Source organism: Streptomyces sp. NPDC002935 (assembly GCF_040611295.1).
In the GTDB taxonomy this organism is placed as follows: domain Bacteria; phylum Actinomycetota; class Actinomycetes; order Streptomycetales; family Streptomycetaceae; genus Streptomyces.
The window spans coordinates 17076-29201 of the sequence record NZ_JBEXNW010000002.1 but is presented as its reverse complement, the minus strand read 5'-3'; the positions used below and the strand labels follow the sequence as shown (position 1 = coordinate 29201).

Sequence of the window (12126 nt, the reverse complement as noted above, 5' to 3'; positions counted from 1 at the left end):
CGGGCGCCGCCCCGGTTCCCTGGACCCTTCTCCCCGGACCCTTGTTGTCCCCGGGCGGCGCCCCGCCGTCAGTCGTCCGCGCCGGCGGGCGGCGTCAGGTCCCGCACCAGTCCGCCCGCCACCGGTACCGGCACCCCGGACCGCTCCGCCGCCCGCAGCAACGCGCCGCCGATCGCGTCGAGTTCGAGCGGGCGGCCCGCCTCGGCGTCGCGCTGCATGGAGGACCTGGTGCTCGCCGGGAAGGCGTCGTAGCGGGCGAGGGCGGCCGCCGGATCGACGGGGGCACCGCACGCGCGGCCGACCGCCGCCGTCTCCTCGACCAGAGCGGCCAACTCCTCACGGTGCAGCGTGCGTACGTCGCCCACCGGCACCCCGTACCGTGTCGTCAGCAGCGCGAACGGCGCGAGGAACGCCATCTTCGCCCAGAGGGTCGCCGCCTCGCCGTCCTGGACCCGGGCACGGACCCCGGCCCACTCCAGGGCACCGACGAGCTCCTCGACCCGCGCCCGGGGTGCCGTCTCGGCGGTCAGGTCGACCTCGGCGAACGGGCTGCCGTGCTCGATCACCCCCGGCGCGATCCGCGTCGACTCCACGCGGATCACCGCGGGGGCCACCTGCTCGGGGCGGTATCGCTCGCGCAGCAGCGCCGGGTGCTCGACACCGTTCAGGAACGGGACGACCAGACCCTCCTCGCCCAGGGCCTTCGCCGGGACGCGCTCCAGGGCGCTGTCCAGGGCCGTCGCCTTGACCGTCATCAGACACACGTCGACCGGCTCGCGCAGCTCGGTGTCCGCCGCCACCCGCGCCGTGAAGTCGCCGAAGTGGCCGCTGCGCACCTCGATGCCGTCCGTGGCCAGCGCCCGCGCGGTCTCGTCCCCGGCGAGGCAGATCACCCGGTGGCCGGCGCGGGCCAGAAGAGCGGCGAGCAGCCCGCCGACACCGCCCGGACCCAGCACCGCCACCGTCAGCCGGTCGTTCGCCATATGTCCTCGCTCCTCTCGGCGGGCCCCGAGCGGGGCCACGGCGATGATCACAAGGGACGGTCACCCGAGTCAATCCTCGGAGAAGCTTGCCCAACTCCAAGGATTTGCTGGGGTATTGCCGTGAACGGGACCGCGGGCGCCGCTACGGCAGGCGTACCGAAGCCCCCGGCTCCAGCAGTCGCAGCCGGTCCGTGAGCCCGGCGTCCGCGAAGGCCTTCGTCAGGGTCGAACCGTCCTGGGTGAAGTGACCCCAGTGCTCGAAGTGCAAAGGCACGACCTGGTCCGCGCCCAGGATCTCCGCCGCCCGGGCCGCGTCCTGGCTGGTCAGGGTCAGCGGCGCGTCCGGTACCAGCGGCGTGCGCGCCGCGCCCGCGAACAGCACGGCCACATCGAAGGGGCCCTCCCGGTCCGCGATCTCCCGTACGACGTCCAGGGACGCGTTGTCGCCGCTCACGTACACCGTGGGCAGCCCCTCACCGGACAGGACGAAGCCGGTCACCTCGCCCACGAGCGGCAGCGAGCCGTCGGGTCCGTGCTGTGCCGGGACGGCCGTCACGCGCAGCACCCCGCCGTCCGGACGGTCCAGTTCGACGGACTCCCAGGAGGGCACGACCCGTACGGGCGCACCGATCCTCTCGTACGCCGACGCCGTGGACAGGGTCACCGGGGCGCCCTGGAGACACGTACGGCCCGACGTGTCCAGGTTGTCCGGGTGCTGGTCGTGGGAGAGCAGGACGGCGTCGACCGGGCCGAGCTCCTCGGCCGGCAGCGCGGGTCCGGCGGTCTTCACCAGCTTCCGTGCGCCGACGGGGTACTCGCCAGGAGCGTCGAAGGTCGGATCGGTGAGAAGCCGCAGCCCGCCGATCGCGATGACGGCCGTGGGGCCGCCCACATAGGTGATCTCCACTGTGGTCATGTTCCGCACAATCCGCGGAACCGGCGGCGGTATTCCCCGGCCGTGGAGGTTCCCGGACGGGACGGTTTCCGGATGCCGGTGGCGGCGGCCGGTCGTCGACGCATTCCGGCCGCGGCGGCCCGATTCCGTGAGCGGTGACCATGACGGCGCCGTACGCGCGAGACTGGAGTCATGTGCCGCAGCATCAAGACACTTCGCCCGCCCGCGATCCCCGAGGAAGCCACCGAGGAGGAGATCCGCGCCGCCGCTCTGCAGTACGTCCGCAAGGTCTCCGGGTTCCGCGCCCCGGCCGCCCACAACCGTGACGTCTTCGACCGTGCCGTCGAGGCGGTCGCGGCGGCCACGGCCGAACTGCTGGACAGCCTGGAGGTGCGCGGGGCGCCGGCCCAGCGCGCCGGATAGCGCGGCCGTGGCTCAGGCGCCGGTGACCGGTCCCCGTACCGCGGGCCGGCGCACGAGATAGGCCGCGCCCGCTCCCGCGGCGAACAGCGCCCCGAACGAGACGCCCGTCGCGAGCCAGGTGGCACCCAGCCACTGGCCGCCGAAGTAGCCGAGGGCCACGCTGTACCCGGCCCAGGCCACGCCCGCGAGGACGGACCAGGGCAGGAACTCGCGGACCCGGCGGTGCGCGGCGCCCGCGCCGAGCGAGACGACCGAGCGGCCGGCCGGCGCGAAACGGGCGACGACGACGAGCACGCCACGGGCCCCGCCACCGCGGGCCAGGACTTCGCCGAGACGTTCCTGCGCGCTGGTCAGGCGGCGGGAACGGGCGATGGCGCGATCCAGCCGGTCGCCGCCGCGCCAGGCGAGGCGGTACGCCACCAGGTCGCCGAGGACCGAGGCCGTGGCCGCGCACAGGGTGAGCAACAGGATGTCGGGCACGGCGTGCGGAACGGCACCGGTGGCGGAGCCCGCCGCGGCGGTCGCCGCCGTGATCACCAGGACGCCGCTGGGCAGGACCGGCAGGAACACATCAAGAAGGACGGACACCGCGACCGCCGCGTAGATCCATGGGCTGCCTGTCAGCGACCCCACACTCTCCAGCACCGAAACTCTCCCCCGATATCCCCCGTGGACACGACCGCTCAGCGACTCGCGGGGAGTGGCGGGGCGTCGTGTGACAGCCATACAGCGTACGCCGCGGATGTGACAGAAGGGCCTCAGGGGCCTCAGGTGTCGGTCACATCACGTCCACGGACCTGCACGCTCCGGTATGGAGCACGCCGTTGATATTCCCTATGGGTGCAAATGAGGGACGGCGCGAGCGCCGGCGCGGGGCGAGGAGCAGGGCGCGGGTGAGGGGAACGGCCCGTCGAACGGGGGAGCGGGCCGGCACGACGGCGCCCGCCTCCGTGGGCGGGAGGCGGGCGCTTTCGTGCGGGGCGTCAGGCGGTGACTGGCTCCGATGCCCGCTGGTCCTCGGCGGCCGAGGAGGTGCGGGTGGCGAGCAGTCGGTCGAGGCCGAGCGCGCCGGAGCCGGTGAAGACGAGCAGGAGCATGGTCCAGCAGAACAGCGCGGAGAGCTCGCCGCCGTTCTGGATCGGCCACAGGGCCGCCGACTGGTGGACGTCGAAGTAGGCGTACGCCATCGAGCCCGAGGCGATGAACGCGGCGGCGCGGGTGCCGAGTCCGAGGAGCACGAGCGCTCCGGCGACGAGCTGGATGACGGCCGCGTACCAGCCGGGCCAGGTGCCCGCGTCGACGGTGCCGCCGTCGGTGCCCACCGCGCCGCCGAGCACGCCGAAGAGCGAGGCGGCGCCGTGCGCGGCGAAGAGCAGTCCGACGACGATGCGGAACAGGGCGATGGCGTACGGCTGGGCGCTGTTGAGGCGTCCGGTCATGTGGGGGAACTCCTTCGGTCTGGTTCGGTCCGGGCAGGGCCGGACCGCGGGACGGAACCGAGTGAGCCACCAAGGTTAGGTGCACCTAATCTATGCTTGCAAGTTCAACATTCAGCCATGGCCGGGCTTCCGGTTCCGGTTCCGCTTCGGTCGTCGTCGCACGCAGCGCGGCCCGCGCCACGGCGTCGGCATCCGAAAGCGTGACCGAATCCACTCCGGGTCTGGCGCCCGCCGCGGTCACCCAGCGCACGCCCTCCGTCGGCACCCCGAACGCGAACCGACGTGCGTGCGAACGGCCCTGACGGTCGATCAGGCGGTAGGGCCGGGGTGTCACGTCCAGTCCTCCGGTCTCGTAGCCGTCGACGGTGTGCGGGCGGCACTGCCCCGTCCTCACCAGCCGGGCGAGGAGTTCGTCGGCCGTCCGTCGCACATCCGGTTCCGGTAGCCGCGCCTCCACGAGCGTGGTCGCGCGGACGGCCGAGCCCGGCACGTCCGGCGAGTGAGCCACCCATGCCCCGTCCTCGGCCCGCACGTCGAGCCGCGGACCGAGCACCTCCACGACGCCCGCCTCGATCAGCGCGGCCAGCTCCTCGATACGGCACCGGGGCGGGCCGATGGAGAGGAAGGCGTTCAACGGCGTGTACCAGCGGTCCAGACCGGCCCGGCGTGAATCGCCCGGCAGTCCGCCGTGGTCCACGATCCGGCGCAGCTCGTTGCGCAGATCCCGCAGCACGTCCAGAGCGGCCTTCAGCGGCCCGTCCACATTGCCGAGCGCGGCCTGCGCGGCATCCTCGCGCAGTCGGCGGAGCAGCCACTCCCGCCAAGCACCGGGACCGGTGAAGGCGTGTCCCGCGTACGGGCGCGCCATGCGGTCCCAGGACCAGCGCCCGGTGACCGCGATGCCGAACTCGTCCAGGAGACGGGCCTCTTCGGGATCGCGGTGCGGGACGGCGACAAAGCGGTCCCTGAAATCGGCGGGATCGACGCGCCGTCCCGAGCGTGCCAACAGGCCCTCGTAGTAGACCGTTTCCACCTCCTTGGCGACCAACGGCCATATCTCGCGCAGGAAGTCAGGCGCGTCCCCGGAGTCCGCCCGCTTCCGGAAGCGCGCGATCACGTCCTCGGTCAGGACGAGCGGCACATGACGGCCGTACGGGCCCTTCGCGTTGTCACCGCGGGCCTGATAGGGGATGCCGCGCCGGGAGCCGGCGTACAGGCGCGGCTCGTCGCCCGAGGGCAGATAGCGCAGGCCCTCGCCCGCCCGGACGAAGCGGCCGCCGCGGCCCGTCGTCAACAGGGCCGTGTGATCGAAGAAGTTGAGCCCGAGACCGCGCAGCAGGACCGGCTCGTCCGGCGCGAGGGGGGACAGGTCGACGTCGGCGGGGTTGGCCGGCGGAATGTGGCGCAGGCCGTGCCGCCCGGCGTACGCGGCCAGCCGCCGCTCGGCGGGGTCGGGGAGTACCGGCAGATGACCCTGTGCGAGGACCACGGCGGCGAGCCCCGACAGGGCGCGGCCGGTGGACAGGGTGAGCGCCTGGCGGCCGTCGGGTCCGTCGGTGAGCCGGAGCGCGCGGGCGGTGTGCACCTCGATCCGCACCTCGGGCGGGGCCTCGCGCACCACCTCGCCGAACACCCACTCCAGATAGTGGCCGTACTGGGCGCGCGTGGGATACGCGTCCGGGCCGAGCTCGCCGCCCGCCCACCCGTGGAGGCTCGGCCCCGGGCGGATCGGCCCCGAGCAGTCCACGCTCTCGTCGGTGAACAGGGTCACTTGCGAGGCCACGGTGTTCATCAGCAGATGCGGGGACTGCGCGGTGCGCCAGACGCGGCCGGGTCCGGGCGGGTCCGGATCGACGACATGGACCGTCAGCCGCACGCCCGGTGCGAGGAGTTCGGGCGCGGAGGCACAGAGGCGCTCCAGGACGCTGGTGCCGCGCGGGCCCGCGCCGACCAGGGCCACGGACGAGTGGGTGGAGGGGCGGACGGAGGGGAGGGGGGACCCGGCGGGCGAGGAGGGCTCCTGCGGTGCGGGCGCGGCGGAGCACTGGGGGGAGGGCTCTGCGGACAAGGGGGTGACTCCCGGGCGTGTGGGGCGCTGGGCGGCAGACCGCCCACTGGAAGCGGACGGTCCGCCTCATCATGCCGCCGGGTGCCGCGCGAGCCGAGCCCCGGAGCGGATGATCCGCACCGGGTGTGGCATGCCTCACGGTCATGGAGGACGACGCGCACAACAACCATGGGGAATGGCGCTATTGCGGGACGATTACGGACTCCGCCACGGTCGTCAGCCGGGCACCTCCCGCCGTTCTGCGACTGCGACTGCGACTGCGACTGCGACTGCGACTGCCACTGCCACTGCCACTGCCCCGCGCCTCCCGCGCCTGTTCGAGGCGCAGTGAGGCCGAACGGCCCCGCAGCGTCAGGGTCATCAGCTGATTGCCGAACCAAGGGCCCCCGGTCTTCCGCCAGTCGACCGGCGGGCGGCCGCGGCGGCCGTGCCGGGCGAAGATGCCGCCGAGCATCCGGGCCGGGCGGCTCCAGCCGAAGCGGAAGCCGAGCCGTATCGAGAGCGGGATGGAGTTGTGGACGGGGGAGCAGGTGAGCTGGAGAACCCGGGCGTCGGGCTGCCGGGCGGGGTCGGCCCAGACCGGCTCGGTGACATAGGCGTGGTGCACGTCTCCCGACAGCACGCACACCGTCGCCGGCGCGTGCTCGCCCGAGCCGGCCTCGGCGATCAGCTCCGTCAGCTCCTCGAACGACTCCGGGAACGCCGCCCAGTGCTCCAGGTCGGCCGCACGACGCAGCCGCTCGCCGAACCGTGCCCATCGCGGGCCCCGCTCACCCCGGCACAGCACGGCGTCCCATGTCTCCGCCTGGTGGATCAGCGGGGGCAGCAGCCAGGGCAGGGAGGTGCCGATCAGGAGGTGGTCGCGGGAGTCCGGCGCGTCCAGGGCCTGCTCGCGCAGCCAGGCCGCCTCCCCGGTGTCGAGCATCGCGCGGTGCTTCTCGTCCAGGACGCGGGCCGCGCGGGTGTCGAGCATCAGGACACGGGTCCGCCCGAAGTCGCGGCGGTAGCTCCAGCGGACCGAGGCCGGGTCGGCGTCGGCCTGGGCCGCGAAGGCGCGCAGCACGTCCGTGCCGTCGGGGGTCTCGCCCACGGCGGCGTACAGCAGGTCCCGGGAGAGCTCTCCCGGGGAGAGGTTGCCGAGGTGCTGGTGGACCCAGTACGACATCAGACCGCTCAGTACCCGCTCGCGCCACCACGGGGTCGCGCGGATCTCGGCGAGCCAGGCGGCGCTGGTGTTCCAGTCGTCGATGACGTCGTGGTCGTCGAAGATCATGCAGCTGGGCACCGTGGACAGCAGCCAGCGGATCTCGGGGTCGAGCCAGGATTCGTAATAGAGGCGGGTGTACTCCTCGTAGTCCGCGACCTGATGGCCCGGGGGGTCGGCCAGACCCCGCCGCGCGGCGATCCACGCGCGGGTCGCCTTCGAGACCTCGTCCGCGTACACCTGGTCGCCCAACAGGAGCAGCACGTCCGGGCGTTCGCCGTCCGGGTCCGCGGCGATCCGGGCGGCGAGGGTGTCCAGGGCGTCGGGCCCGACCGGGTCCTTCTCGTCCGCGGGCGGCGCCGCCCAGCGGCAGGAGCCGAAGGTGACGCGGACGGCGGTGTCGTCGCCCTCGGGGGTGCGGACGACCGACGCGGGAAAGGGCGAGTCGGGCAGCGGCCAGACGGTCGCGTCGTCCAGCAGGACCTCGTACGCGGTGACCGTGCCCGGGGTCAGTCCGTTCACCGGCACCAGCGCGTAGTGGTGGCCCGCGATCTGGAACGTACGGGCTCTGCCGCGGGCGCCGTCCGCACAGCGCACCTCGGCGGTGCACGGACGGCTCGCCTCGACCCAGAAGGTCGCGGACGAGCCGTCGACGTACCTCAGCAGCGGCCCCAGGCGCAGTTCAGCCATGATGATCCCCCTCCTCCGTCGCCCCGTACGGTACGGAACGACGGAGGCCGGTGGGGAGGTTCCGGAAACCGTGGGAACACCGTGGGGGGAACGATGTCCGGAACCCGGGCGACCTGCGGCCGCCGGTCTGTGACGCGGCTGCGGTTCAGCAGCCGTTCAGGACCGAGCTCAGCTTGGACTTCTCCGCGGAGTCGACCTTGAGGTTGTAGTAGTACTTCACCTGGACCCAGGCGCGGACATAGGTGCAGGCGTAGGAGCTGACCGGGGGCATCCACTCGGCCGGGTCCTGGTCGCTCTTGGACTGGTTCACGTTGTCCGTGACGGCGATGAGCTGCGGGCGCGTCACGTCGTTGGCGAAGGCCTGGCGCTGGGCCGTGGTCCAGGCGCTGGCGCCGGAGTCCCAGGCCTCGGCGAGGGGCACGAGGTGGTCGATGTCGAGGTCGGAGGCGGCGGTCCAGGTGGCGCCGTCGTAGACGGAGTACCAGCTGCCGCTGGTGGCCGTGCAGGCGGAGTTGACGACGACGTTCGAACCGTCGCGCTTGAGCACGTACTCACGGGTGTTGCAGGTGCCGCTGATCGTGATCCAGGTGGGGAACAGATCGCGGCTGTAGCCGGTGCGGTTCTCCGTCGCGACGGTGAGGGAGGCGAGGTAGGTGCGGGCGGTGGCCGCGCTGACCGGGGTGGGGAGGGCTGCGGAGGCGTTCGGGCCAGTGAAAACACTGGCCATGGCTATGAGGCCCGTGATGGCTGCGAGTATGCTCAGTCGTCGACGCGCGTAGACCTTTGGCATGCGAACTCCCTTGTGGTGTGGGGGTGTTGGAGTGCGAGCGAACGAATGCTCGCGGCGCCGTATTGCCGGGAGGTAAGTGCGTGGTTAGAAACTAGTGACGTGTGCATGACATGACAAGGTTCACGACTGAACTTTGGGTCCGCGGACCTTCCCGTCCCCGGGACTTTCGGCTCTGTGGGGGCGTTCCGGGCGTCGCGTAGTATGGACGGCGCAGAAGGGGAGTAGCTCTTCGCCGGACCGTCGACATACTGCTCAGCTCGTCTGAGCCGGCGCCCGGAGGCAGACCTCGTTCACGAGGCCGGCCAGCGAGACCTTCGGCAAGCAGTGCACTTTGCCCGTGCCGGGCCTTTCCGGCGTGGGTGCTTCGGCCCGCGCCTTTTGGTGCGGGTGTCGCTGTGTGCTGCCGTGCCGAGGTGTCGCGCAGTCACAGCACGCGCAGTCGCAACACTCTCGGCGGGGCAGCCCGACCGATTGAGGAATTTTGATCAGCTTCAGCGTGATGGCGCTTGTCTTCGGTGTCGTCTTCCTTGCCGAACTGCCGGACAAGACCGCCCTCGCCGGCCTCGTCCTCGGCACGCGCTACCGCGCCTCGTACGTCTTCGCCGGTGTCGCCGCCGCGTTCGCCGTCCACGTGACACTCGCCGTCGCGGCGGGCAGCGTGCTGACGCTGCTGCCGCAGCAGATCGTGCACGCCCTCACCGGTGTGCTCTTCCTCGGTGGCGCCGCCGTGCTGCTCATGAAGAAGGACGAGGACGAGGAAGAGGTCCGCAAGCCGCGGAACCAGACCTTCTGGAAGGTCTCCGGGGCGGGCTTCATGCTCATCCTCGTCGCCGAGTTCGGCGACCTCACGCAGATCATGACGGCGAACCTCGCCGCGCGCTACGACGATCCGCTGTCGGTGGGGCTCGGCGCGGTGCTGGCACTGTGGGCTGTCGCGGGGCTGGGCATCGTGGGCGGCAAGGCGCTGATGAAGCGGGTGCCGCTGGCGCTGATCACCAAGGTGGCGGCGGTGCTGATGCTGGGGCTGGGCCTCTGGAGCCTGTACGAGGCTGTCGCGGGCTGAGTCCTGGCCCGTCCCGGCGTCCCGCGGCCTCGGTCCGAGGAGGCGCGGGCCGCGTGTTTCCGTCGTCCCGGCGATGGTGCTCCCTCGGTGTCCCCGTGGCGTCCGAGGGGAGTCCTGACGGTGCCCTGAGGGTTACCGTCGGGGTCTCGGTTGCCGAAGGGCAGGTCAGGGGCGGTGGCGCCGAGAGAACTTGTTTTGTATCTTGTAGGAACAAAGTGGTTCCCGTCCGCACCTCCCTGACCGGCGGGCGGGGCCGCCTTGTTTCTCGGGGGGCACGTTGAACCTCCCTCCCTGCGCCTTGGAGCATGTCGATGACGACGGCCACCACCGTTCTGACCACCCGCGCCCTCCTGCTCGACATGGACGGCACCCTCGTCAACTCGGACGTCGTCGTCGAGCGCTGCTGGCGCGGCTGGGCCGACCGGCACGGGCTGGACGGGGACGAGGTCATGAAGGTCGTCCACGGAAGGCAGGGCTACGCTTCGATGGCGGTGCTGCTGCCGGACCGGCCCATGGAGCAGAACCACGCGGACAACGCGCGGATGCTGGCCGAGGAGACCGCCGACATGGACGGCGTCGTCGCGATTTTGGGAGCACCGGAGTTCCTCGCCTCCCTCGCCGGAGTGCCGCACGCGCTCGTCACCTCCGCGGACGTGGCGCTGTCCGGCGGACGGATGGCCGCCGCCGGGCTCGGACTTCCCGACGTACGTGTCACCGCCGAGTCCGTCGGTGCCAGCAAGCCCGATCCCGAGGGCTTCCTGAAGGGCGCGGCCGAACTCGGTATCGCACCCGAGGACTGCGTCGTCTTCGAGGACTCCGGGGCGGGGATCGAGGCGGGGCGCGCTGCCGGAATGCGGGTCGTCGGGGTCGGCCCTCGCGCGGGATTCCACGGGCCGGATGTGCTCGTACGCGATCTGACCGAGGTACGGGTCGAGGCTCTCGCGGACGGGACGGTCCGCCTCCACATCGGCTGAGGGCAGCCTTCACGGGACCGGGCCGGCGGCGGGTGTTCTCGCCCCGCCGCCCCTGCCCTTCCCACACTGGGGCTCCGCCCCGGACCCCGCTCCTCAAACGCCGGAGGGGCTGAATCCGGCACACGGACCGCCGACTACGGCTCGGACGTCTCCGATTCCAGGCTCGCCCGTGTGGCCGCGCCGTACACCCCCGGGTCGTCCCCCGTGATGCCCCGCGCCCACTGGTACCAGCGCACGGCGTCCTCGAGGTGGCGGTCGAAATGGCCGTCGGCATGGCGCGTGTACATCCTCAGCTGAGTCATCCGCAGCTGGAGTTCGGTCACCTCGGGCCCGCTGTCGCCGCGCCGCAGGCTCTGCACGGCCAATCCGCCCGAACCGCCCCCCGTGGACGCCGCCGAGCCGGTCGCGGTCGCCGTCGCGCTCGGGGACGCGGACGCCGGCGCCGACGTGGCCGACCGGGACGGCGTCGCCGACGCGTCCGACGCGTCCGACGCGGACGTCGACGGCGACGGGCTCGCGCTCAGCGAGGAGGCCGGGGCCGTCGGCGCGGACGACGTGGAGGAGGCGCCCGCTGACGGCGACACCGAGGCCGTGTCGGACAACACCTCCGGCACGCTCGCCCGTACGTCCTCCGGCTGTGCCCCGTCGCGCGCGGGAGTGTCGTACGAGAGCAGTCCGCTCGCGAACCCCGCCGCGGCCACCATCGTCACCACGACTCCGGCGACGGCGACGACCCCGGTCCGTCGGCGGCGCCCCGGCCGATCGGCGGCGTAGGCCCCCGATCCGGGCTCCGGGGAGCGCTCCTGGAAGAGGCGGACGTCGGTGGCGCGCGCCTCCGACGGAAGTGCCTTCAGGCGCATGGTCGCGTCCGCGGGGACGGCGGCCGGTCGCATGACCGCCTCAGCGGGAACGGCGGCCAGCTGCATCGTCGCGTCCGCGGGAATCGCGGCCAGCTGCATGGTGGAGGCGGCGTCGTCGCCGTTCGCCGGCGGCATCGGCGTTCCGCCGGTCGGCGGAAGGCCGCCCGTCGGTGCGACGCCACCGACCGGTGCGACGCCGTGCGACCACGCGTCGCCGCCGTTCGCCGGTCCGGCGCCGGCGTCCCCTGTACCCCCGGAGTGTCCGGCGCCGTCGATCGGCGCCGTGCCGTTCGGAGGTGCTCCGTGGCGGCTCATCGGCATGGAGGCGCCCTCCGGCGTCCAAGAACCCGCGCCCGCGCCCGCCCCTGCGGTGTCCGAAAGCCCTCCGGTCCTCGGGGCGGCGTGCCGGGGCCCCGCTTCCGTTCCGGCCGGGCCGGGAGCGCCGGCGCTCACGCCCGGCCCCTGGTCCTCTCCGGAATACCCGGAATACCCGGAATACCCGGAATACTCCGCACTCAGCTCCACATAGGGCCGTATGCGCAGCGGCTCGAAGTCCTCCGCCGCCGCGGCCTGTGCCGTGCGCGTGTCGCGCAGAGCGTCGGACGCCCTGCGGTTGCAGGCGCACGACGGGGTGCCGTCCTGTGCCCGGTGTGCGGCGCACTCGGGGCAGACATGCCCGGTCGGTTCAGTCACGAGTGGGTCCCTCCCCCCTGAAAACTCCAGTGATTATCCGGAAG

General features: G+C 72.5%; 11 protein-coding genes. 3 read left to right on the top strand and 8 right to left on the bottom strand.

Features of this window, described 5'->3' with window-relative positions:
* Positions 1 to 68 precede the first annotated feature (68 nt).
* Both ABZX90_RS02300 and ABZX90_RS02295 read right to left on the bottom strand, forming a co-directional pair.
* The gene (locus tag ABZX90_RS02300; RefSeq protein WP_355200929.1) at positions 69 to 983 is read right to left on the bottom strand and encodes a 2-dehydropantoate 2-reductase; all 915 of its coding nucleotides are present in this window, start codon (positions 981 to 983) and stop codon (positions 69 to 71) included.
* Between the two features lie 142 nt (positions 984 to 1125).
* On the bottom strand, positions 1126 to 1899 hold the full coding sequence (locus ABZX90_RS02295) for an MBL fold metallo-hydrolase (RefSeq protein WP_355200927.1): 774 nt from the start codon (positions 1897 to 1899) through the stop codon (positions 1126 to 1128).
* Between the two features lie 171 nt (positions 1900 to 2070).
* On the opposite strand from ABZX90_RS02295, the gene ABZX90_RS02290 reads away from it, so the two are divergent.
* Positions 2071 to 2301 carry a DUF2277 domain-containing protein gene (locus ABZX90_RS02290; RefSeq protein ID WP_351121776.1) on the top strand — a complete coding sequence of 77 codons (231 nt, stop codon included), beginning with the start codon at positions 2071 to 2073 and terminating at the stop codon, positions 2299 to 2301.
* A 12-nt stretch (positions 2302 to 2313) separates the two neighbouring features.
* Here ABZX90_RS02290 and ABZX90_RS02285 read toward each other — a convergent pair whose 3' ends face one another.
* The 5 genes from ABZX90_RS02285 to ABZX90_RS02265 all read right to left on the bottom strand — a co-directional run bounded on the left by ABZX90_RS02285 (position 2314) and on the right by ABZX90_RS02265 (position 8492).
* Positions 2314 to 2946: a VTT domain-containing protein gene (locus ABZX90_RS02285; RefSeq protein ID WP_355200925.1), complete on the bottom strand. Its 633-nt coding sequence runs from the start codon at positions 2944 to 2946 to the stop codon at positions 2314 to 2316.
* 338 nt (positions 2947 to 3284) lie between these two features.
* Positions 3285 to 3740 (bottom strand): DoxX family protein, encoded by a 456-nt coding sequence (locus tag ABZX90_RS02280; RefSeq protein WP_355200923.1) that lies wholly within the window; start codon positions 3738 to 3740, stop codon positions 3285 to 3287.
* Between the two features lie 85 nt (positions 3741 to 3825).
* Positions 3826 to 5700: an FAD/NAD(P)-binding protein gene (locus tag ABZX90_RS02275; RefSeq protein ID WP_355201293.1), complete on the bottom strand. Its 1875-nt coding sequence runs from the start codon at positions 5698 to 5700 to the stop codon at positions 3826 to 3828.
* A gap of 289 nt (positions 5701 to 5989) precedes the next feature.
* The gene (locus tag ABZX90_RS02270; protein ID WP_355200921.1) at positions 5990 to 7702 is read right to left on the bottom strand and encodes an alkaline phosphatase D family protein; all 1713 of its coding nucleotides are present in this window, start codon (positions 7700 to 7702) and stop codon (positions 5990 to 5992) included.
* Positions 7703 to 7847: 145 nt separating this feature from the next.
* Entirely contained in the window at positions 7848 to 8492 is a 645-nt protein-coding gene (locus ABZX90_RS02265) for an HNH endonuclease family protein (protein ID WP_351121787.1), read from the bottom strand.
* Between the two features lie 481 nt (positions 8493 to 8973).
* Between ABZX90_RS02265 and ABZX90_RS02260 the strand changes: the two genes are divergently transcribed.
* Positions 8974 to 9555, top strand: coding sequence for a TMEM165/GDT1 family protein (locus tag ABZX90_RS02260; RefSeq protein WP_355200919.1), 582 nt, complete (start codon positions 8974 to 8976; stop codon positions 9553 to 9555).
* 311 nt (positions 9556 to 9866) lie between these two features.
* On the top strand, positions 9867 to 10529 hold the full coding sequence (locus ABZX90_RS02255) for an HAD family hydrolase (RefSeq protein WP_351121793.1): 663 nt from the start codon (positions 9867 to 9869) through the stop codon (positions 10527 to 10529).
* 134 nt (positions 10530 to 10663) lie between these two features.
* On the opposite strand, the gene ABZX90_RS02250 is transcribed toward ABZX90_RS02255, so the two are convergent.
* On the bottom strand, positions 10664 to 12082 hold the full coding sequence (locus ABZX90_RS02250; protein ID WP_355200917.1) for a peptidoglycan-binding protein: 1419 nt from the start codon (positions 12080 to 12082) through the stop codon (positions 10664 to 10666).
* Positions 12083 to 12126 lie beyond the last annotated feature (44 nt).